Annotated in this window: 18 protein-coding genes; 5 read left to right on the top strand and 13 right to left on the bottom strand. The window is 73.5% G+C overall.

Features of this window, described 5'->3' with window-relative positions:
- Positions 1 to 69 precede the first annotated feature (69 nt).
- The gene (locus ABTZ58_RS38020) at positions 70 to 651 is read right to left on the bottom strand and encodes a YdeI/OmpD-associated family protein (RefSeq protein WP_351367442.1); all 582 of its coding nucleotides are present in this window, start codon (positions 649 to 651) and stop codon (positions 70 to 72) included.
- 38 nt (positions 652 to 689) lie between these two features.
- Positions 690 to 1274 carry a TetR/AcrR family transcriptional regulator gene (locus ABTZ58_RS38015; protein ID WP_351367439.1) on the bottom strand — a complete coding sequence of 195 codons (585 nt, stop codon included), beginning with the start codon at positions 1272 to 1274 and terminating at the stop codon, positions 690 to 692.
- Between the two features lie 79 nt (positions 1275 to 1353).
- On the opposite strand from ABTZ58_RS38015, the gene ABTZ58_RS38010 reads away from it, so the two are divergent.
- Complete coding sequence (locus tag ABTZ58_RS38010; RefSeq protein WP_351367435.1) at positions 1354 to 2292, top strand: DMT family transporter; 939 nt, start codon at positions 1354 to 1356, stop codon at positions 2290 to 2292.
- 167 nt (positions 2293 to 2459) lie between these two features.
- Entirely contained in the window at positions 2460 to 3620 is a 1161-nt protein-coding gene (locus ABTZ58_RS38005; RefSeq protein WP_351367432.1) for a Cmx/CmrA family chloramphenicol efflux MFS transporter, read from the top strand.
- A gap of 387 nt (positions 3621 to 4007) precedes the next feature.
- Here ABTZ58_RS38005 and ABTZ58_RS38000 read toward each other — a convergent pair whose 3' ends face one another.
- A complete protein-coding gene (locus ABTZ58_RS38000; protein ID WP_351367429.1) occupies positions 4008 to 5372 on the bottom strand; it encodes a hypothetical protein in 1365 nt (454 codons plus the stop codon).
- 184 nt (positions 5373 to 5556) lie between these two features.
- Here ABTZ58_RS38000 and ABTZ58_RS37995 point away from each other — a divergent pair, with 184 nt between their 5' ends.
- The gene (locus ABTZ58_RS37995) at positions 5557 to 6216 is read left to right on the top strand and encodes an SLATT domain-containing protein (protein ID WP_351367426.1); all 660 of its coding nucleotides are present in this window, start codon (positions 5557 to 5559) and stop codon (positions 6214 to 6216) included.
- Between the two features lie 61 nt (positions 6217 to 6277).
- Here ABTZ58_RS37995 and cimA read toward each other — a convergent pair whose 3' ends face one another.
- From cimA to ureA, 6 genes are all read right to left on the bottom strand, one after another.
- Positions 6278 to 7882, bottom strand: a complete 1605-nt coding sequence (gene cimA, locus ABTZ58_RS37990; RefSeq protein WP_351367423.1) for a citramalate synthase — start codon at positions 7880 to 7882, stop codon at positions 6278 to 6280.
- A gap of 299 nt (positions 7883 to 8181) precedes the next feature.
- On the bottom strand, positions 8182 to 9426 hold the full coding sequence (locus ABTZ58_RS37985; protein ID WP_351367420.1) for a TolB family protein: 1245 nt from the start codon (positions 9424 to 9426) through the stop codon (positions 8182 to 8184).
- 125 nt (positions 9427 to 9551) lie between these two features.
- Complete coding sequence (locus tag ABTZ58_RS37980; protein WP_351367445.1) at positions 9552 to 10097, bottom strand: TetR/AcrR family transcriptional regulator; 546 nt, start codon at positions 10095 to 10097, stop codon at positions 9552 to 9554.
- Between the two features lie 551 nt (positions 10098 to 10648).
- Positions 10649 to 11734 (bottom strand): agmatine deiminase family protein, encoded by a 1086-nt coding sequence (locus ABTZ58_RS37975; protein ID WP_351367417.1) that lies wholly within the window; start codon positions 11732 to 11734, stop codon positions 10649 to 10651.
- Positions 11735 to 11742: 8 nt separating this feature from the next.
- Positions 11743 to 13455, bottom strand: coding sequence for an urease subunit alpha (locus ABTZ58_RS37970; protein ID WP_351367414.1), 1713 nt, complete (start codon positions 13453 to 13455; stop codon positions 11743 to 11745).
- On the bottom strand, positions 13452 to 14156 hold the full coding sequence (ureA, locus tag ABTZ58_RS37965) for an urease subunit gamma (protein WP_351367411.1): 705 nt from the start codon (positions 14154 to 14156) through the stop codon (positions 13452 to 13454). The genes ABTZ58_RS37970 and ureA overlap by 4 nt, the downstream gene beginning before the upstream one ends.
- Before the next feature lie 115 nt (positions 14157 to 14271).
- Here ureA and ABTZ58_RS37960 point away from each other — a divergent pair, with 115 nt between their 5' ends.
- Entirely contained in the window at positions 14272 to 15726 is a 1455-nt protein-coding gene (locus ABTZ58_RS37960) for a cytosine permease (protein WP_351367408.1), read from the top strand.
- A gap of 345 nt (positions 15727 to 16071) precedes the next feature.
- Here the strand turns inward: ABTZ58_RS37960 and ABTZ58_RS37955 are convergent, their stop codons facing one another.
- Positions 16072 to 17160 carry a branched-chain amino acid aminotransferase gene (locus tag ABTZ58_RS37955; RefSeq protein WP_351367405.1) on the bottom strand — a complete coding sequence of 363 codons (1089 nt, stop codon included), beginning with the start codon at positions 17158 to 17160 and terminating at the stop codon, positions 16072 to 16074.
- Between the two features lie 244 nt (positions 17161 to 17404).
- The gene (locus ABTZ58_RS37950) at positions 17405 to 18448 is read right to left on the bottom strand and encodes a 3-isopropylmalate dehydrogenase (protein WP_351367402.1); all 1044 of its coding nucleotides are present in this window, start codon (positions 18446 to 18448) and stop codon (positions 17405 to 17407) included.
- A gap of 143 nt (positions 18449 to 18591) precedes the next feature.
- Here ABTZ58_RS37950 and ABTZ58_RS37945 point away from each other — a divergent pair, with 143 nt between their 5' ends.
- Positions 18592 to 20169, top strand: coding sequence for a purple acid phosphatase family protein (locus ABTZ58_RS37945; RefSeq protein WP_351367399.1), 1578 nt, complete (start codon positions 18592 to 18594; stop codon positions 20167 to 20169).
- A gap of 49 nt (positions 20170 to 20218) precedes the next feature.
- Here ABTZ58_RS37945 and ABTZ58_RS37940 read toward each other — a convergent pair whose 3' ends face one another.
- Together ABTZ58_RS37940 and ABTZ58_RS37935 are read right to left on the bottom strand one after the other, a co-directional pair.
- Positions 20219 to 20350 carry a hypothetical protein gene (locus ABTZ58_RS37940; protein ID WP_309095619.1) on the bottom strand — a complete coding sequence of 44 codons (132 nt, stop codon included), beginning with the start codon at positions 20348 to 20350 and terminating at the stop codon, positions 20219 to 20221.
- Positions 20351 to 20598: 248 nt separating this feature from the next.
- Complete coding sequence (locus ABTZ58_RS37935) at positions 20599 to 21132, bottom strand: GNAT family N-acetyltransferase (RefSeq protein WP_351367396.1); 534 nt, start codon at positions 21130 to 21132, stop codon at positions 20599 to 20601.
- Between the last annotated feature and the right edge of the window lie 150 nt (positions 21133 to 21282).

Raw genomic sequence — 21282 nt, 5'->3', positions numbered from 1 at the left:
GCCCGGCACCGACGGGGTGCCGGGCCGTCCGGTGCGTGGTGGTGGCCGGCAGCCGCCGGTTCGGAGGGCTCAGCCGCGCGGCTCTTCGCGGGACTCCAACCTGGCGACGGCCGCCGCCACTTGGGCCTGCCGGGCCCTCGCCGTCCGGGCGCGCAGGACGCCGAGCATCGTCAGGTAGCGGTCCGTGCGGCCGAGTGCCCGGAAGGCCGCCGCGGCCCCCGGGTTCCGCTCCAGCGCCGCCGCCAGGTCGCCGGGAACCTCGGCCTCCTTCTGTGACCCGTACGCCGCGTCCCAGCGACCGTCCGCCCGCGCCGCCGCCACCTGGGCGAGCCCGCCCGGACGCATCCGGCCCTCGGCGGTCAGTTCGCCGACCCGCCGGACGTTGACCAGGGACCAGAGGCTGCCGGGACGCCGCGGGGTGATCCGCTGGAGGTAGTACGAGGCGTCGAGTGTCTTGCGCTGCCCGGTGATCCAGCCGTGGCACAGCGCCACGTCGTTGACGTCGGAGGCGCTGACGGAGGAGATGCCCGAGCCCTTCTTCGCGACCCGGACCCACAACCCGGGGTGCGGGGCCGGGTGGGCGGTCAGCCAGGAGTCCAGCTCGGCCAGGGTCGCGAAGGCGAGGGGGCCGGTGTCGTGGGCGGCGGTCATGGCACCACCGTAGGAACAAGCAGGCCGGATGTCGTCCGCTAGGCGAGCAGGGCGCGGGCCTGTTCGCGCGCCGACGCGGCGGCGTCCGGGAAGATGCCGAGGCCGTGCGCGACCAGGGCGCCCTCGTGGAGCAGCATCAGCGCCCGGGCCAGCTCGCCGGCCCGGTCCGGGGCGATGTCCGTGACGAGGCGCGTGAACAGGTCGAGCATCCACTGCTTCTGCCCGGTGATGACCGGATGGGCCGGGTGGGCGGGGTCGCTGATCTCCGCGTGGGCGTTGACCATGCCGCACCCCTTGGGGCTGAGGTCCACGGCCCAGGCGCCCGTGGCGTCGAAGACGGCCAGGACCCGCTCGCGCGGATCGGGTCCCGCCGCGTCCAGGCGCTCGGCGAGGAAGGTCCGCCAGCGCTCGTCGCGGTCGGCCAGGTACTCCACGACGATCTGCTCCTTGGAGCCGAACCGGTCGTAGAGCGTCTTCTTCGTCACCCCGGCCTCGGCGGCGATGAGGTCGACCCCGACCGCGTGGATGCCGCGCTCGTAGAACAGCCGGGCGGCGGCGTCCAGGGCGCGGCGGGCGGCGGGGGTCATCGCGATCCGGTGCGGGGTCTGTGCGGGGGTGCCCATGGCATCCGAGTATACCGATCTGTATAGTAAGCCGGAATGATATACCGATCTGTCTACTCATCCTCCTGGTCGTGATGTCGTGAACCTCCTCCTCTCCCTCGCCTTCGTCCTGTGCTGGAGCTCCGGCTTCATCGGCGCCAAGCTCGGCGCGGGCAGCGCGTCCGCGCTCACGATCCTGATGTGGCGGTTCCTGCCGCTGGCCGTCGTCCTCGTCGCCGTCGCCGCCCTGATGCGGCCGGCCTGGCGGGGGCTCACCGCCCGGGACGTCGCCCGGCAGGCCGTGATCGGCGTGCTGTCGCAGAGCGGCTATCTGCTCAGCGTCTACTACGCGATCCAGCTCGGCGTCTCCAGCGGCACCACCGCCCTGATCGACGGGGTCCAGCCACTGGTCGCCGGGGCCCTCGCGGGGCCGCTGCTCGGGCAGTACGTCTCGGGCCGGCAGTGGATCGGCCTGGGCCTGGGGCTGAGCGGCGTCGCCGTGGTCACCCTGGCCGACGCGGCGGCCGGCACCGGCGTGGCCTGGTGGGCGTACGCCATCCCGCTGCTCGGCATGCTGTCCCTGGTCGCGGCCACGTTCCTGGAGAGCCGGTCCCGATCGCGGGTCGCGCCCTCGGTGTCGCTGACCGTCCACTGCGCGACCAGCGCCGTCCTCTTCAGCCTCCTGGCGCTCGGCACCGGGGCCGCGATGCCGCCGGCCGACACGGAGTTCTGGGTCGCGGTGGCCTGGCTGGTCGGTCTGTCCACCTTCGGCGGCTACGGGCTGTACTGGCTCATCCTGCGGCGTTCCGGGGTCACCAAGGTCAACACGCTGATGTTCCTCATGGCGCCGGTGACGGCCGTCTGGGGCGCGCTGATGTTCGGGGAGCCGTTCGGCGTCCAGACCGCCCTCGGGCTGGCCGTCTGCCTCGCGGCCGTCGTCATCGTGCACCGCGGCGGTGGGCGCGCGGAACCGGCGGTGACGGCCGCCCGGGGCGAGCCGTCGGAAAACCGGTGGACCCGGTCTGCCGGGCGCGCCTAACCTGCGGGGCATGTCCAGCCCCGAGGCGTCCAGACTGCGGCCACCGGCACTCCGGTGGCTGCTCGTGACGCCGATGCCGGGCCGCTGAGGCTGCCCGCTCGCTCCGCTGCCGGTGTGCCGTCCGACGTGTCATGTCCGTCGTCGGCTTCCGGGTGCGGAGTTTCCTCATGCCGTTCGCTCTTCTTCTGCTGGGCCTTGCCGTGTTCGCGCAAGGCACGTCCGAGTTCATGCTGTCCGGGCTGGTGCCGGACATCGCGCGGGATCTGGGGGTGTCCGTTCCCGCGGCGGGGGCGCTGACCTCCGCGTTCGCCGCGGGGATGGCCGTCGGGGCGCCGCTGGTGGCGGGGCTCGCGCGGCGCTGGCCGCGCCGGGGTGCGCTGCTGGCCTTCCTCGTCGTCTTCCTCGCCGTCCATGTCGCCGGTGCGCTCACCGGCAGTTTCGAGGTCCTGCTCGTCACGCGGGTGGTGGGCGCGTTCGCCAACGCCGGGTTCCTCGCCGTCGCTCTCGTGGCCGCCGTGGGGATGGTCCCACCGGACGCGAAGGGGCGGGCGACGTCCATGCTGCTGGGCGGGGTGACGCTGGCCTGTGTGGCCGGAGTTCCCGCCGGGGCCGTGCTCGGCGAACTGTGGGGGTGGCGTGCGGCGTTCTGGGCCGTGGCGCTGGTGTCGCTTCCGGCGCTGGTGGCGGTGGCGCGGTCCGTGCCGGGCGGTGCGGCCGGGGGTGCGCCGCCCGCGCTGCGGGGTGAGCTGCGGTCGCTGCGCAGCCCCCGGCTCGTGGGCACGCTGCTGCTGGGCGCCCTCGTCAACGGCGCGACGTTCTGCACCTTCACCTATCTCGCGCCGCTGGTCACCGAGGAGACGGGGCTGGGCGACGGCTGGGTGCCCGGGGTGCTGGCGCTGTTCGGGGCCGGCTCGTTCGCGGGGGTGACCGTCGCGGGGCGGTACGCCGACCGGCGTCCGGTGCCGGTGCTCGCCGGCGGGGGCGTCGCGCTGTGCGCGGGCTGGTGCCTGCTGGCCCTCGGGGCCGGGCACCCGGCGGTGACGCTCGCGCTCGTCTTCGTCCAGGGGGCGCTGTCCTTCGGCGTCGGCTCGACCCTGATCTCCCAGGCCCTCTACGCGGCCCCGCAGGCACCCACGCTGGCCGGCGGTTTCGCCACGGCGGCGTTCAACGTGGGCGCGGCACTGGGCCCGTGGACGGGCGGAGCGGCGATCGGCGCCGGCTTCGGCTACCGATCGCCGGTGTGGGTCAGCGTGACGCTGATCGTGCTGGCGGGCGGCGTGGCGGGGTGGGTGCGGCGCGAGCGGGAGGGGGCCTCGGTACGACACTGAGCCCTTACGGGTGGCGGCTTCTTCGGCGTGGGGCCTGAGTGGTGCATCAGGCCGGGTCGGGCCCGGGGGGCCGGAAGTCGGGGCCGGGCCAGGACTGCCCGGGCGGGCGGGCGGGCGGCCGGGGTGGGGGCGTCGGCGTCAGGGCCCCGGCGGGCTCCGGTCGGACTCCGGCGGTCCGGAAGGCTCCGGCCGGCCGGGGAACGGACCCGAGCAGCCACCAGCCGGACGGGGGGCCTGGACGACCCGACCCAGGGACCCGTCCAGCTCCGGCCAGGAGGCCCGGGCAGTCAGCGTCAGGACGCCGGCGGCACGGGCCGGAAGGCGGGCGGCCTCAGAACCCGGGCAAGCCGGAGTCGGCGATCTCGCGGTTTCCGCGGTGCGGTGCTGTCAGAAGCCGCCGCCGAAGTCTCCTCCCCCGCCGCCGAAGTCTCCTCCACCGCCGAAGTCGCCGCCGCCTCCGCCGAAGTCGCCGCCGAAGTCGCCGCCGCTGAAGTCCGCGCCCGAGACGTCGCCGCCCTCGTAGCCGCCGAAGTCGCCGTAGCCGGAGCCGTAGTCGGCCCCGTACGCGGGGCCGGCCATCATGCTGCCGAGCATGGTGCCGACCAGGAGGCCGGGCAGCAGGCCGCCGCCGAAGTAGCCGCCGGCCCAGGGGCCGTAGGCCGGGCCGGCCTCCCAGTACGGGCGGCGGCCGTAGTCGGTGTCGACCTCGCGGATCACCGGGTCGCGGCCCTCGGCCAGCCGCGTCCGGTCGGCCGCGCAGACCGGGACCTCGCGGGCGGCGCCGCCCGGCGGTGTCCAGGTCGCGTCGGTGACCGACGGGCCGTGCCGCGGGTCGAAGAAGCAGGGCGGGCGGCGCTCCGGCAGCGGCCTGCCCTCGCGGCGGGCCGCGAGGCGCGCCAGGGAGAACCGGCCGTCCTCCACGGCCTCGGTGACGGCCTTGACGTCCTCCGGCCGCACCGCCGCGGCCATCAGGGACTTCGCCTGCTCGTAGGCGTCCAGCGCGTGTTCGTAGTCGCCGCGCATCGCTTCGTCGGCGCCGGGCTCGCCGGGGTGGAAGTCGAGGCGGTCGAGTTCCTCGCCGAACGCGGTGATGTCCTCGTCGACGACCACCCGCAGCTTCTCCAGCGCGGCCCGCTGCTCCTCCTCGTGGCGGCGCCGGTTGCGCCGGACCAGGGCGTAAGTGCCCGCGCCGCCGGCCGCGACCAGGGCACCGACCGTGATCAGCCCGCCGACCGGCACGTCACCGCCCGAGCCGTCGCTCCAGCTGCTCGGCGCCGAGCCGCCCACGTTGCGCAGGGCGTCGTCGACGAAATCGTTCAGCTGGGCCTTGGCGTCGCCCGCGCCCCGCACGGCCGTGACCAGGTTGGACACCGCCTGGCGGCTCATCACCGCGCTGTCGGCGCGGGCGTCGAACCCGTCGCCGAGACGGATGCCGTACAGGCCGGTCACGCCGGTCTCGGTGCGCAGGTTCCGGAAGAGGTCCTGCGTGGGGTAGCCGGCCGGGAGGACCGCCACGAAGACGGGCTTGTCGGCGTCCCTGATCTTGTCGGCGAGTGCCTCCGCGTCCGACTCCGCCAGCTGGTCGCGGGCGGCCGGATCGACGTACACCGGGTTCTCACGCAGTTCCTGGGCGACCCTCGTCAGGTCGGTGGCCGCGTGCGCACCCGGCGCACCGGCCAGCAGCACCGCCAGTACGGCGGTGACCGGCACGATCAGCAGGCGTACGACGGTGCGCACCAGTGCGGCCTTCATATGTTCGAAGCTACCTGAATCGGTACAGAAACGGATATCCGTGAGGGCAGGGATTTCGGGACGCGGCTGCGCCTACGATGCCTCCTGGGCCACTGCAGTGGGCCGGTCCGGCCGGTCCGGCCGAGCGGTCGCAGCCGAAGGGGCGGGGAAGAGGGGCATGTTCGGAAGACGCAGAGCCGCGGACATGACGGTGTCCGCACTCGCCGAGCTGGACCGGTCGCGGACGCGCGCCGACCTGCTGTGGGAACTGTTCCGGCACGCCGAGGCCGAGGTGACCTCGGCGATCGGCTGGTATCTGGCCCGGCGCCGGGGGCCGGCGATGTGGTCGCGGTCGCTGCGGGCGCTGGCCGCGCTGCTGGGCATCGTCGGCACGATCACGCCGCTGGTGCACGCCGCGGCGCCCACGGCCGTGCAGCCCGAGTGGGGCTTCGTGTTCCTGGCCGGCGGGGCGGGCTGCGTCCTCTTCGACCGGATCTTCGGCTTCTCCGCCTCCTGGACCCGCTACATCCGCACGGAGCTGGCGTTGCAGCAGCTCCTGAAGAAGGCGCAGTCCGACTGGGCGCAGGCGTACCTGCGCACCACCGACTCCCCCAGCGACAAGGAGCAGGCCGCGCTGCTTGCGGTGATCGAGCGGCTGCGGACGGAGGCCCAGCGGATCATCGAGGACGAGGGCACGGCATGGGTCGGCTACCTGGCCGACGGCGTCGAGGAGCTGACCCGCTCCACGTCCCACGCCGCCGGCCAGCGCCCCCACGCCGCGGGCCTGTACCGTCTCGACCGCGCGCCCGGCCGGGACAGGAGCGGCGACCTGCCCGGGCCCCGCTCCCGCGACACGGCGATGTGACGCCCGCCCGGGCCGGGCCCGGCCCCTCACCGGACCGACCCGGCCCGCGGTACCGCCCCGGCTACTGCGCCGGTTCCACTCCCGCACGCAGCAGTCCGTACGTGTACGCGTCCTCCAGGGCCTGCCAGCTCGCCGCGATGACGTTGTCGGCGACGCCCACCGTCGACCACTCGCCCGAGCCGTCGGACGTGGAGATCAGCACGCGGGTCGTCGAGTTGGTGCCGTGCTTGCCTTCGAGGATGCGGACCTTGTAGTCCACCAGCTCCAGCTTGGCCAGCTGCGGGTAGATCTTCTCCAGCCCGACGCGCAGCGCCCGGTCCAGGGCGTTGACCGGGCCGTTGCCCTCGGCCGTGGCGACGATGCGCTCGCCCTTGGCCCACAGCTTGACCGTCGCCTCGTTGGCGTGGGAGCCGTCGGGCCGGTCCTCGACGATGGCCCGCCAGGACTCGACCTCGAAGTAGCGCAGGGGGCTGCCCTGTACCTCGGTGCGCAGCAGGATCTCGAAGCTCGCGTCGGCGGCCTCGTAGGTGTAGCCCCTGAGTTCGCGTTCCTTGACCCGCTCGACGACCCGGCCGACCAGCTCGCGGTCGCCGCCGAGGTCGATGCCGAGCTCCTTGCCCTTGAGCTCGATGGAGGCACGCCCGGCCATGTCGGAGACCAGCATCCGCATGGTGTTGCCGACCCGCTCGGGGTCGATGTGCTGGTACAGGTCCGGGTCGACCTTGATGGCCGAGGCGTGCAGTCCGGCCTTGTGGGCGAAGGCGGACAGACCCACGTAGGGCTGGTGCGTGGAGGGCGTGAGGTTGACGACCTCGGCGATGGCATGGGAGATGCGGGTCATCTCGCGCAGGTGCCCGTCGGGCAGGACCTTCCTGCCGTACTTCAGCTCCAGGGCCGCCACGACCGGGAAGAGGTTGGCGTTGCCGACGCGCTCGCCGTAGCCGTTGGCGGTGCACTGCACGTGCGTCGCGCCCGCGTCGACGGCCGCGAGGGTGTTGGCCACCGCGCAGCCCGTGTCGTCCTGGGCGTGGATGCCGAGCCGGGCGCCGGTGTCCGCCAGGACCGTCCCGACGACCGCCTGGACCTGCGCGGGGAGGAAGCCGCCGTTGGTGTCGCACAGGACGACGACGTCGGCGCCGGCCTCGGAGGCGGTGCGCACGACCGCCTTGGCGTACTCCGGGTTGGCGCGGTAGCCGTCGAAGAAGTGCTCGCAGTCGACGAAGACCCGGCGGCCCTGCTCCTTCAGATGGGAGACCGTGTCACGGACCATCTCCAGGTTCTCGTCGAGGGTGGTGCGCAGCGCGAGTTCGACGTGGCGGTCGTGCGACTTGGCGACCAGCGTGATCACCGGGGCGCCGGACTCCAGCAGTGCTCTGACCTGCGGGTCCTCGGCTGCTTTGGTGCCGGCGCGGCGGGTGGAGCCGAACGCGACCAGCTGGGCGTGGCGGAAGCGGATCTCCTCCTGGGCGCGGGCGAAGAACTCGGTGTCACGGGGGTTCGCGCCGGGCCAGCCGCCCTCGATGAAGCCCACGCCGAAGTCGTCCAGGTGCCGTGCGATGGCGAGCTTGTCCGCGACGGTGAGGTTGATGCCCTCCCGCTGGGCGCCGTCGCGCAGGGTGGTGTCGAAGACGTGGAACGAATCGTCGAGCTCGCTGGTAGCGGTCATGGTGTCAAGGCTCCTGAGGATGGGATCTCGGTCGTACCGGAATGACCGGCTCCACCGCCCTCATGCTCCCTCGCGCTCTCGCCTCCGGCTGTGGGTGGGCCAGAAACGCGAAAAACCTCTCGCGGGTGCGAGAGGTCTGCGCGCGGGTCGAGGACGACGGTGTCCACCCGTACGTGGTCGTACGTGGCGGTCACTGCGGACCGGCGCGCCTGCTGCCAATAATCATGGCGAACGAGAGCACGGGGGCAGTCTGGCACACCCCCCGCGCCTCGCTCACGGTTGTCTCAGGATGCGGTCGGTCACCTCGTGTGGCGGACGTAGACGTGCGAGGTGTCGTACGCGTCGCCGGGCACGAGGTCGGGCGAGGAGCTCGCGAAGGCGACCGTGCGGCCGTGCCGGTCGAGGACCGGGGCGGACACGCTCCGGTCGTTGGGGCCGCCCTGGACGTCCGCGCTGGCGAGGACCGTGCGCCCGGTGCGCAGGTCGCGGACGTACGCGCGGTCGGTGCGGTCGGTGTCGTCCGGGTCGGCCGAGACGAAGGCCAGGTACCGGTTGTCGGCGCTGAGCTGCCCGAAGGCGGTGGAGGCGGCCGGGTCGGCGGCGTCGATCCGGCGCAGCTGGCCCGTTTTCAGGTCGCGGACGAAGACGTTGTGGCCCTTGTTGGTGTCGCCCGGCGTGAGCTGCGCGTCGAGGGAGTTGAAGACGGCGTACCGTCCGTCGGCGCTGATCTGCGGGAACTCGGTCTGCCCGTCGGAGGCCCGGCCGTCGGGGGCCCGGTCGGCCTGGATCAGCTCGCCGCTCGGCACGTCCCGGACCCAGGCGTCGCTCCAGTCGCCGGAGGCGGGGTGCGGGACGAAGAACTGGTAGGCGACGCGCTTGCCGTCGGCGCTGAGGGACGGGTTCGCGGCGGCCGTCTTGCGGTCCCCGGCGGACGGTGCCTGGCTGATGCGGACGGCCTCGCCGCTGGCGCGGTCGACCCGGTAGACGCGGCCCCAGCGGTCCTCGCCCTCCGGGAGTGCGGACTGCTGGGCGACGAAGGCGACGTAGCGGCCGTCGGCACTGAGGGCGGGCTGCCGACCGGTGTCGTAGCCCGGGGCGACGGTGTCCTCGATACGCTGCAGCGCACCGGTCGTGAGGTCCTCGACCCAGACGTGGCTGCGTCCGTCGGCGGGATCGGTGGCGCTGAAGGCCAGGTGGCGTCCGTCGCCGCTGAGGGCGACGTCGTCGACGGAGCCGTCGACGGAACGGCCTGCCATCCTGGTCGTGCCGGTCCTCAGGTCGCGCACGAAGGCGTCCGCGGTGCCGTCGGTGTCGCCGGCGACGAGGTTGTCGGCGCTGGAGACGAAGGCCAGACGGCTGCCGTCGAAGCTCGGACTCGGGCCGCCGGAGGGGCCGTTGCCCCCGGTGCCGTCCGGGGCGACACTCGCCCTCTCGGTCCGCGGTGCCCCGGGTGCGGCGGTCGCGGGCAGCGCGGCGGCGGCGCCGAGCGTGACGGCCAGAGCCACGCCGAGCGCGCCGGACGTGACCCTCCTGGTACTGGTCATGTGCTGTTCCCCCTGTGTCCCCGTGGACGCTTCTCCCCCGGCCCCGCGCCGAGGGCTCCCCAGAGCCAACAGCACCGCCGGTCACCGGGTCAATCCGTCGTATTGAGTACAACCCGGGCGGGCGTTCAGACGTCCGCGAGGAGGCTGTCGGCGAGGAACTCGCGCACGTGGCCCAGGACTTGGGCCCGGTCGGTGCCGCGCAGGCCGATCGCCACGTGGATGGAGAGGCCGTCCAGCAGGGCGCGCAGGCGGGCTGCGAAGCGGTCCGGGTCGACGCGGCGGAACTCGCCCCGCGAGATGCCCTCGGCGAGCAGGGCGACCAGATCGCGGTGCCAGGCTCCCTCGATGGCGGCCTGCCGGTCGCGGGCGTTCTCGTCGGCGCCCTGCGAGCGGTTCCAGACCTCCAGCCACAGGGTCCAGTGCGGGTCGCGGTGGCCGTCGGGGACGTACAGGTCGACGTAGGCGTCGAGTCGCTCGCGTGCGGGCGCCTCCCGGGTCAGCAGGCGGGCCCGCTCTGCCCCGAGCCGGCCTTCGCTCCACTCCAGGGTGCGCAGCAGCAGTTCGTCCTTGGAGCCGAAGTAGTAGAGCAGGTGACCGCTGCTCATCCCGACCTCGCGTCCGAGCGCGGCCATGGTGAGCTTCTCCAGACCGCGCTCGGCGATCATCGCCATGGCGGCGGCGAGCACGTCCTCGCGCGGCGGGGCCGGGGTACGCCTGCGGGGTGCGGCGGCGGAACTCACCGGCCCGCCAACGCGTCCGGCCTGGCGACCGCCAGATCCGGCCCCGGGGCCGACGGGCCGGCTGTGCGGACCGCGCCGACGGCTGGGGGGACCGCGCCGACGGCCCCAGTCGCGCCGTTTGCACCGGCCGCCCCACCCACACCGGTCACACCAGCCGTTCCACCTTCGCCGCCGGCACCAGTCGTACGGGACGTCACACCGGCCGCCCCGGGCTCCGCCCCCCGGCTCGCCGGGGCCGCGTCGGGAGCCGGGTCGGCCCGGCGGATCGGCGCGCCCGTCGCGTGGGTCCGCGCCGGAGCCGCGCCCGGCCGCCCCCCGGTTCCGCGGGCCGCGTGCCGCACCGCGGTGGGGCGTCCGTGGGCGGGGCGTGCAGCGGTGGGGTGTTCACGCGGGTCGGGGCCGGCCCCCGCCGGGAGTCCGGGCGGTTCCGGGTGGCGTGGGCCGTGGGACGCGCGGTGCAGCGTTTCGTTCACCCGTACGTTCTACCTGACGGCCGTCCTCGGCTGCTGCTGCGTGATGCAGTGGATGCCTCCGCCGCCGGCGAAGATCGTCCGGGCGTCGACCAGGGTCACGGTCCGCTCGGGGAAGAGGCGGCGGAAGATGCCCGCGGCGATCTCGTCGCGCGGGTCGTCGAACGCGCACAGCACCACGCCGCCGTTGCAGAGGTAGTGGTTGATGTACGAGTAGTCGGCCCAGTGGCCGTCGGCCTCCAGCACGGTCGGGGCGGGCACCTCCACGACCTGCAGGCGCCGGCCGCGCGCGTCCGTCTGCGCCTTCAGCAGGCCGATGACCTCCCGGGTCACCTCGTGGTCGGGGTGGGCGGGGTCCGGCTGGGAGTGCGCCACCACGACACCCGGGCGGGCGAACGCCGCGACGATGTCGACGTGCCCGAGGGTGCCGAAGCTGTGGTGGGGGTACCCCCTGCTCGAGCGAAGCCGAGAGCTTGGGGGAGGGTAGTCGCCGGTCAGGCCGCGCGGCAGCCAGATCGCCTTGCGGGTGCCGAGCTGCGCGTGGATCTCTGCCTCGACCTGCTCGCGGGTCCACCCGGGGTTGCGCTCGGGGCCGAGCTGAACGGTCTCGGTCAGCAGGACCGTGCCCTCGCCGTCCACGTGGATCGCCCCGCCCTCGTTGACGAGAGCCGAGGCGTACGTCCGGGCCCCCGCCAGGTCCGCGACGTGCGCGCCGATCTTCGCGTCGTGGTCCCAGCGGGCCCATTCCTGGGCGCCCCAGCCGTTGAACGTCCAGTCGACGGCGGCCAGTTCACCGCGCGGGCCGGTGAGGAAGGTCGGGCCGATGTCGCGCATCCAGGCGTCGTCGAGGTCCCGTTCGACGGTGTCGACGCCCGGTCCGAGCAGCGCGGCGGCCTCGGCGGCCTGCCCGGGCGCGCACACCACCGTCACCGGCTCGAAGCGGCGCACGGCGCGGGCGACCGAGGCCCAGGCCGCGCGGGCGGCGGCGAGTCCGCCGGGGTCGTCGAAGGTGGGGTTGGGGGACGGCCAGGCCATCCAGGTGCGCTCGTGCGGGGCCCACTCGGCGGGCATGCGGAAGCCGTCGGCGGCTGCGGACATCGTTGACCTCAGAGGAAGTAGAGACGGTTGAGGGAGACGGACTCGGCCGGGCCCGAGCGCAGCGGCTCGCCGTCGAGCGTGACCACACCCGTGCGCTGGTCGACGTCCACGGCCCCGGTACGGGAGTTCAGGCGCAGGTCGGCCGGGCCGATGCCGCGCGTGCCGCGCACCGCGACCCGGCGGCGGCGGGTGGGCAGCAGGTCGTGCCCCCGGTCGAGGGCGGCCTGCGCGACGAACGCCACCGAGATCTCGGCCGGGGTCGCCCCGTGCGCGCCGAACTGCGGCCCGAGGACGAGGGGTTCGCAGGTGTCGGTGGCCGCGTTCGGGTCGCCGGTCACGCCGTACGCCGGGAAGCCGGCCTTGAGCACCAGCTGCGGCTTGGCGCCGAAGTACTCCGGGCGCCACAGCACGATGTCGGCGAGCTTGCCCACCTCCAGCGACCCGACCTCGTGCGCCAGGCCGTGCGCGATGGCCGGGTTGATGGTCAGCTTGGCCATGTAGCGCAGGACGCGCTCGTTGTCGTGCTCGTCGTCGGGGGCGCCGAACTCGGCCTTCATCTTCCCGGCCATGGCGAAGGTGCGGCGGACCGTCTCGCCCGCGCGGCCCATGCCCTGCGCGTCCGAGGAGGTGATGCCGATGGCGCCCAGGTCGTGCAGCACGTCCTCGGCGCCCATGGTCCCGGCGCGGATGCGGTCGCGGGCCATGGCGGCGTCGCCGGGCAGGTCGGTCTTGAGGTCGTGGACGGAGACGATCATGCCGTAGTGCTCGGCGACGGCGTCCCGGCCGAAGGGCAGGGTCGGGTTGGTGGAGGAGCCGATGACGTTCGGCACGCCGGCCATCTTCAGGACGTTGGGGACGTGCCCGCCGCCGCAGCCCTCGATGTGGAAGGCGTGGATGGTCCGGCCCTCCAGCACGCGCAGGGTGTCCTCCACGGACAGGCACTCGTTCAAGCCGTCGCTGTGCAGGGCGACTTGGACGTCGTGCTCCTCGGCGACCCGCAGGGCGGTGTCCAGGGCACGCGTGTGGGCGCCCATGTCCTCGTGGACCTTGAAGCCGCTGGCGCCGCCCTCGGCGAGAGCCTCCACCAGGGGCGCCTCGTGCGAGGAGGAACCCCGGCCGAGGAAGCCGATGTTGACCGGCCAGGCGTCGAAGGCGCCGAACGCGTGCCGCAGCGCCCAGGGCGAGTTGACGCCGACGCCCCACACGGGTCCGAACTCCTGCCCGATGATCGTGGTCACGCCGGAGGCGAGCGAGGCCTCCATGACGCGCGGCGACAGCAGGTGGACGTGGGTGTCGACAGCTCCGGCGGTGGCGATGAGCCCCTCACCGGAGACGATCGAGGTGCCCGTGCCGACGACGACGTCGACGCCGTCGAGGGTGTCGGGGTTCCCGGCCCGCCCGATGGCGTGGATGCGGCCCTCGCGGATGCCGATGGAGACCTTGCGGACGCCCTGCGCGGCGTCGATCACCACGACGTTGCTGATCACGAGGTCACAGGTGTCCCGGACGGCGGCGGCCTTGAGGTGCAGTCCGTCGCGGGCGGTCTTGCCGAACCCGGCGAGGAACTCGTCGCCGTGGCGCTGGGAGTCCGACTCCACGCGGACGGTCAGCCCGGAGTCGCCGAGGCGGATGCGGTCGCCGGCGCGGGGGCCGTGGGTGGCGGCGTACTCGTAGGGGGTGAGGCGGCGGGCCTCGGCGGGGTGGCCTCCTGGGCGGCTCATCGCTCGGCCTCCTGCCCGGTTGTGTCGGGTACGCCGAGGTAGCCACAGGCGGCGGCGCGGCGCAGCGCCTCCTCGCGGGCGCCCGGGGCGTCCAGCGGCCCGTCGACCAGCCCGGCGAAGCCGATCGCGATCCGGTCGCCCCCGATCGGGACCAGCCCGACCTCGGCGCTCTGCCCCGGCCCGAACCGCACGGAGGACCCGGCGGGCACGGCGAGCCGCATGCCGTAGGCGCGCTCGCGGGCGAAGTCGAGGCGCGGGTTGGCCTCGAAGAAGTGGAAGTGGGAGGTGACGGAAACGGGCACGGCGGCGGTGTTGACGACCGTCAGCCGCAGGGCCGGCTCCGGCTCGGCGTGATCCGGCCCGGGCAGCAGCGCGCCGGGCGCGTCCGGTCCCGAGCCGCCGCCTATGGGGTCGGAGACGACGGCGAGCCGCGAGCCGTCGTCGAAGACCGCCTCGATGTGGACCTCGGTGACGATGTCGGCGACGCCGGGCAGCACGTCGCCGGGCCCGAGGACGGACCGGGCGGCCTCGACGGCCTCCGCGAGCCGTCTGCCGTCCCGGGCGGCCTCGCACACCGTGTCGGCGATGAGCGCGGTCGCCTCGGGGACGTTCAGCCTCAGCCCCCTTGCCCTGCGGGCGCGGGCCAGTTCGGCGGCGCCGAAGAGCAGCAGCCGGTCGCGTTCGGTCGGGGTCAGCCGCATGTCACTCCCTTCATTTAGAGCATCACTCTAAACACGAATTGTCTGCCACCGAAAGGTTGACGGCGAGGCATAGCGCACATCACATTGAACGTCGCTCTAACCGAGGGAGACCAGCATGCCGATCGAACAGCGCGGAGTCGACACCATCCCGGAGGAGGAACGCACCAGCGGGCCACGCGACCTCGTCTCGATCCTGCTCGGCTCCAACCTCTGCCTGGGCGTGATCGTCTTCGGCTGGCTGCCGCCGTCCTTCGGTCTGGACTGGTGGTCGTCGGTGAGCGCGGTGCTGGCGGGCACGGTGGCGGGCGTGGTGTTCACCGCCCCGCTGGCCCTGGTCTCACTGCGCACCGGCACCAACCTGTCGACGTCCTCCGGAGCCCACTTCGGGGTCCGGGGCCGGCTGGTCGGCTCGGTGGTCGGGCTGCTGCTCGCCCTCGGCTACACCGCGCTGACCGTGTGGATCGGCGGGGACGTGATGGTGGGCGTGCTGGGCCGGCTGGCCGGGCTGCCGCAGAGCGACCTGTCGTACGCAATCGTCTACGGGGTGCTCGCGGCGGCCACCGTGGCGGGCGCGGTCTACGGCTACCGGGTGCTGCTCGCCCTGTCCCGGGCGCTGGCGTTCGGCATGACCGCCCTGCTGGCGCTCGGGGTGATCGCCTACGCGCCCGGCTTCACCACCGGCGCGCTGCCGGAGGCCGGGGGCTACCTGCTGGGCGGGTTCTGGCCCACGTGGCTGCTCGCGGCCGTCGCGGCCGGGCTGTCCGGACCGGTCGCCTTCATCACCCTGCTCGGGGACTACACCCGCTACATCTCACCGGCCCGCCACTCCTCGCGCCGGGTGCTGCACGCGACCTGGCTGGGCCTGATGCTGGGCCTGCTGGTGCCGCAGCTGTTCGGCACGTTCACGGCGTTCGCGGCCCGGGCCGCCCTCGACTACGCGGGCCCCCTGGTCGAGGCGGCCCCCGCCTGGTACCTGGTGCCGCTGCTGCTCGCGGCCTCGGCGGGCTCGGCCGGCAACGCGGGTCTGATGCTGTACTCGATGGGCCTGGACCTGGACGCGATCCTGCCGCGCGCGTCCCGCGCGACGGCGACGTACACGGTCGCGGTCGTGGCCACGGCCGCCGTCTTCGCCGGGCACCACCACTCGACCGCGCAGGAAGCCATGACCTCCTTCGTGCTGCTCCTGACGGCGATCGGCACGCCGTGGGCGGTCATCACCCTCATCGGCTTCGCCCGCTGCGGCGGGGTCTACGACGCGGACGCCCTGCAGGTCTTCAACCGCCGCGCGCGCGGCGGCGTCTACTGGTATCGCGCCGGCTGGCACGTCCCGGCGACCCTCTCCTGGGCGGCCGGCGCGACGGTGGGCGTCCTGGCGGTGTCCCTGCCGTCGTACGAGGGCCCGCTGCTGGCCCTGACGGGCGGGGTGGACGTGAGCTTCCTGCTGTCGGGCGTGGTGGGCGGCACGGCGTACGTCCTGTCGACCCCGGGGTCCGCGGGACGGAACCCCAAAACCGACGCCACGGCCGGGCATCCGACCGACACGGAGGGCGCGTCGAACGCGGCACGTTGACGCCTCGGACGGGGGTGGGGCCGGGCGCGGCACGAGGGCCGGGCCCGGCATGGGACCCGGGGCCGGCATGGGACCCGGGCCCGGCATGGGACCCGGGGCCGGGACCGCGGCCGGGCCGCACCGAGGGCCGGAAGCCTGCCTGCGACCGAACGCCGCACCGAGGGCCGGGGCCGGGCGCGGGGCCGGGGCGTGTCTTGAGGTCGGCGGCCGGAACGGAGCCGTCGGCCTCGCCAGGGGGCGAGGGCGATGACGCGAGTCCGGCTTTCTGTCCGGCCGGTTCGGGGGGTGGGTGGGCGCAGGCGGGTCCGGGGGTCCGGGGGCGGAGCCCCCGGGGGCAGGAGAGGCTCAGCCCAGTGGGTGCATCCAGCCGTGCTTGTCCTCGGCCGTGCCCCGCTGGATGTCCAGCAGCGCCTGCCGCAGCCTCAGCGTGACCTCGCCCGGCTCGCCCCCGCTCTGCTTCCACTCGCCCCCGGCCCGCTTGACCGTCCCGACCGGCGTGATCACCGCCGCCGTACCGCAGGCGAACACCTCGGTCAGCGACCCGTTCTCCGAGTCCCGCTGCCACTGCTCGACCGAGACCCGGCCCTCCTCGGCCTCGTACCCGAGGTCACGGGCGACGGTGAGCAGGGAGTCGCGCGTGACGCCCTCCAGGATCGAGCCGGTGAGGGACGGCGTGACGATCCTGTCGCCGTACACAAAGTACAGGTTCATGCCCCCGAGTTCCTCGACCCAGGTGTGCTCCACCGCGTCGAGGTAGCAGACCTGGTCGCAGCCCTTGGCCGCGGCCTCGGCCTGCGCGAGCAGGGACGCCGCGTAGTTGCCGCCGGTCTTCGCGTCGCCCATGCCGCCGGGCACCGCGCGGACCCGGTCCTCGGAGACCCAGATGGAGACCGGCTTGACCCCGCCCGGGAAGTAGGCGCCGGCCGGCGAGGCGATCACCAGGAACAGGTACTCGTTGGCCGGCTTCACGCCCAGCCCGACCTCGGTCGCGATCATGAACGGGCGCAGGTAGAGGGACTCCTCGCCACCGTGGGCCGGCACCCACGCCTTGTCCTGCCTGACCAGCGCGTCGCACGCCTCGATGAACGTCTCCACCGGCAGCTCCGGCATCGCCAGGCGCCGCGCCGACCGCTGGAAGCGCTCGGCGTTCTTCTCCGGGCGGAACGTGGCGACCGAGCCGTCGGGGCGGCGGTAGGCCTTCAGCCCCTCGAAGATCTCCTGCGCGTAGTGCAGGACCGTGGTGGCCGGGTCCAGGGAGATCGGCGCGTACGGCACGAGCTGCCCGTCGTGCCAGCCGCGGCCCTCCGTCCACTTGATCGTCACCATGTGGTCGGTGAAGTGGCGGCCGAACCCGGGGTTGGCCAGGATCGCCTCGCGCTCACTGGCGGAGAGCGGGTTGGCGGAGGGCTTGAGCTCGATCGTGGGCGTCGTCATGGGTTGATGTCCTTCACCGGTTGTAGTGACGGGCCGCGCTCGGTACCGCTCTGGTGAGGACCAGTGCTAGGACGTCCGAGCATTCCCTCATTCCGCGGCCTCACGTTCGATTATCGCCCGGGGGCGGAGGCGGAAGGAACGGGCTGAATCCGGCCCGGTGGTCGATGGTCGCACCCGGCGGGAACATGCGGAAGCCGCCGGGCGCGGATGCGACCCGGCGGCTTGCGGAGAGTGCAGCGGCGGGTCAGCCGGCTACGCGTACGGCGAGGGCGTCGCCGATCTCCGAGGTGGAACGGGCGGGCTTGCCGGTGCGCTCGGCGAGGTCGGCGGCGACCGCCTCGTCGATGCGCGCGGCCTCGGCCTCCCAGCCGAGGTGGCGCAGCAGCAGGGCGACGGACAGCACGGTGGCGGTCGGGTCGGCCTTGCCCTGGCCGGCGATGTCCGGGGCCGAGCCGTGCACGGGCTCGAACATCGAGGGGAACTCGCCGGACGGGTTGATGTTCCCGCTCGCGGCGACGCCGATGCCACCGGAGACGGCCGCGGCGAGGTCGGTGACGATGTCGCCGAAGAGGTTGTCGGTGACGATGACGTCGAACCGCTCGGGCTGCGTGACGAGGTAGATCGTCGCCGCGTCCACGTGCATGTACTCGGTGGTGACCTCGGGGTACTCCGCGGCCACCTTGTTGAAGATGTTCGTCCACAGGTGGCCGGCGAAGGTCAGCACGTTGTTCTTGTGGATCAGTGCCAGCTTCTTGCGCGGGCGGGCCTGGGCACGCGCGAAGGCGTCCCGGACCACACGCTCCACACCGAAGGCCGTGTTCACCGAGACCTCGGTGGCGACCTCGTGCTCGGTGCCCTTGCGGATCGTGCCGCCGTTGCCGGTGTACGGGCCCTCGGTGCCCTCGCGGACCACGACGAAGTCGATGGCCGGCTCGCCCTTGAGGGGCGTGTCCACGCCCGGCAGCAGCTTCGAGGGGCGCAGGTTGACGTGGTGGTCGAAGGCGAAGCGGAGCTTGAGCAGGAAGCCGCGCTCCAGGACGCCCGAGGGCACGGAGGGGTCGCCGATCGCGCCGAGCAGGATGGCGTCGTGCTGCTTCAGGGCGTCGAGGTCGGCGTCGGTGAGGGTCTCACCGGTGGCGTGGAAGCGCCGGGCGCCGAAGTCGTACTCCTTGGTCTCCAGCTTCACATCCTGCGGAAGGACGGCGGAGAGGATCTTCAGGCCTTCGGCCACGACCTCCTGGCCGATGCCGTCACCGGGGATCACTGCGAGATTGATGCTGCGAGACATGCGGGCACCCTACTCCTCGTCCCATGGGATGACACGAGGTGTCCGTGATGCGGACAGCCGCCCGGGTGGCGGCACGTGGCCGTCGCCCGCCGTTCACTCGCATGTGTTGCGGCCGTTGGCCTCCGCTGGGAAGTTCACTGGCCATGGAGATCCCCCACTTCGGCATCCCGCCCGAGCTCGCCCGCCGGATGAGCATGGCGGAGCAGCACGAGTACCTGCGGACGCGACTGTCGCGGCGGCGCACACTGGTGACCGCGGGCGCGGTGGCGAGCGGGCTGCTGACCGGCTGCGGCCCCGGTTCGAAGGCCGGGCAGGCGGGCGCCACGCCGACGGGGAGTCCCGCGCCGAGCACGTCGAAGGCGCCCGGCTCCTTCATCACGCCCTTCGGCCGCCACCTCGCCTTCGGGGCCGACCCCAAGACGCAGATGCGGATCTCCTGGCAGGTGCCGCTCGCGGTGCGCAAGCCCTACGTCCGGGTCGGTCTGCGCCCCGACGACCTCGGCCGCAAGGTCGAGGCCGAGCTGCGCGATCTGCACACACCGGAGCTGAAGGGCGTACGGCCGGCGGTCGAGCAGTACTACCTGCACGCGGCGCTGGACGGCCTGCGCCCGGGCACGACGTACTACTACGGCGTCGGCCACGAGGGCTTCGACCCGGCGTCCCGTCGGCACCGGTCGACCGTGACGTCCTTCCGCACGGCGCCCGCGCGTCCGCCCGAGCGGTTCGTGTTCACCGCCTTCGGCGACCAGGGCGTCGGTGCGGAGGCGGCGCTCAACGACCGCACGCTGCTGCGCGAGAAGCCCGCCTTCCACCTCCACGCGGGCGACATCTGCTACGCCGACCCGACCGGCAAGGGCAGGAAGTCGGACGTGTTCGACGCGAGCCAGTGGGACCGGTTCCTGAAGCAGACCGAGCCGGTGGCCCGGTCGGTGCCGTGGATGGTGACGACCGGCAACCACGACATGGAGGCCTGGTACTCCCCGGACGGCTACGGCGGTCAACTCGCCCGTTTCTCCCTGCCGGAGAGCGGCTTCGACGCGCGCACGGCACCGGGCGTGTACGCCTTCACGTACGGCAACGTCGGTGTGATCGCGCTCGACGCGAACGACGTGTCGTACGAGATCCCCGCCAACTTCGGCTACACGGAGGGCAGGCAGACACGGTGGCTGGACCGCACGCTCGCCGAGCTGAGGTCCGCGGCGGACGTCGACTTCATCGTCGTCTTCTTCCACCACTGCGCGTACTCGACGTCCACGCACGCCTCCGACGGCGGGGTGCGCGCCGCGTGGCTGCCGCTGTTCGCCCGGTACGAGGTCGACCTGGTCGTCAACGGGCACAACCACGTGTACGAGCGGACCGACGCCATCCGGGGCGGCGAGGTGGGCAGGCCGGTGCCGGTCGGCGGCACGACCGATCCGCGGCGGGACGGGATCGTCTACGTCACCGCGGGCGGCGGCGGCAAGGAGCTGTACGGCTTCCCGGGCGGGGTGAAGGCGAGCTACGAGGGGAACACCACCCGCCACGAGCCCGTGGACACGTTCCGCTGGACCAGGTCGCGGGACACGCGGGCGGAGTCGGTGCAGTGGTCGCGGGTGCGCTACCGGGGCTTCTCGTTCCTCTCGGTGGAGGCGGTGAGCGGCGCCGCGCCGAGGCTGAAGGTGTCGGCGCTGGCGTCGAACGGCGAGCGGATCGACCACTTCGAGGTGCGGCGCGGGGCGTGAGGCCCCGCACCGCACCCCGGTCGGGTGCGGCTCCCGGTCCTGGCGCGGCTCAGTGGCCGGTGGATCCGCCGTTGTCCCTGCGGTCGAGGGCGCGCTGCAGGGCGGCGGCGGCGTTCTTCCGGTCGGACTCGGTCGTGCGGGAAACGTGACGGACTCGGCGGCGGGCGGTCGTCTCGGGCATGGGACATCGGCTCCTTCGACAGCACGGAGTGCGAGGGGAGGGTTTCGAGACGCCGGATGGGGCGGGGAGCGGTGCCGCAGGGATTGCCTGCACGGGGACCGGCTCACGACCGCCATTCGCTGGGTCGAGCGAGACGTTCGGCTCCTACAAAGCTAAGGGAGGCCGGAGCGTCTGTCTCCACAATTACTCGGACTTCCTACTATCTGAGACGGCGGACCGGGTCACACCCCGCCGGCCTGCGGTGAATCTCAGAGCACATCCCCGTCGCGCCAGTCGAAGAGCAGTTCCTCCGCGGGGTCGGCCGCGAGGGCGGGCCACACGTAGGTGCTGCCCTCCTCGTCCGGCAGGCGGACGCCGCCGTCCGGGCCGAGGGCGTGGATCCGCCCCGGCCAGGTCCGCCAGCCGCGGGCCGTGTACAGCGCGGCGCCGTCGTCGCTCGCGGACAGGGCCCCGACGTCGTAGGCGCGCAGCACGATCTCCTCCAGGGCGCCCATGACCGCGCCGCCGAGCCCGCGCCGCCGCACGTCGCGGCGTACGGCGACGCCCTCCACGTAGCCGACGCGCAGCCAGCGCCCCCGGTAGCGGGCCCGGCGCATGACCACCGCCCCGTGCGCGGCGAGCCCGTGCCCGTCGTGCACCAGGGCGTGCATGCCGCCCAGGGTGTGGTCCCAGTCGTCGTCGCCGAAGTCGCCGTCGAAGGCGTCGTGCAGCAGGCCGCGCACGGCGGAGAGTTCCGCCGGGGTGAGCCGGGCGGTGTGGTCGGTGCGCACTCGGGTGGTCATCGCCCCAGTATGCGAAGGGCGGAGGCGTCCCGGAACACGCCGGCGGGCCGGGCCCGAGGGCCCGGCCGCACCTTCGCCCGGCAGCAGCGCCTGCTCCTCGTCGATCGCCAGGTCCTCGCGCAGTGGGCGGCCGGTTCACGCCCTTTGTGG

Origin of the sequence: Streptomyces sp. NPDC094143, assembly GCF_040303825.1 — a bacterium.
Taxonomy (GTDB): Bacteria; Actinomycetota; Actinomycetes; order Streptomycetales; family Streptomycetaceae; genus Streptomyces.
The sequence above is the reverse complement of the archived record's forward strand: the minus strand, read 5'-3'. Positions and strand labels throughout refer to the sequence as shown.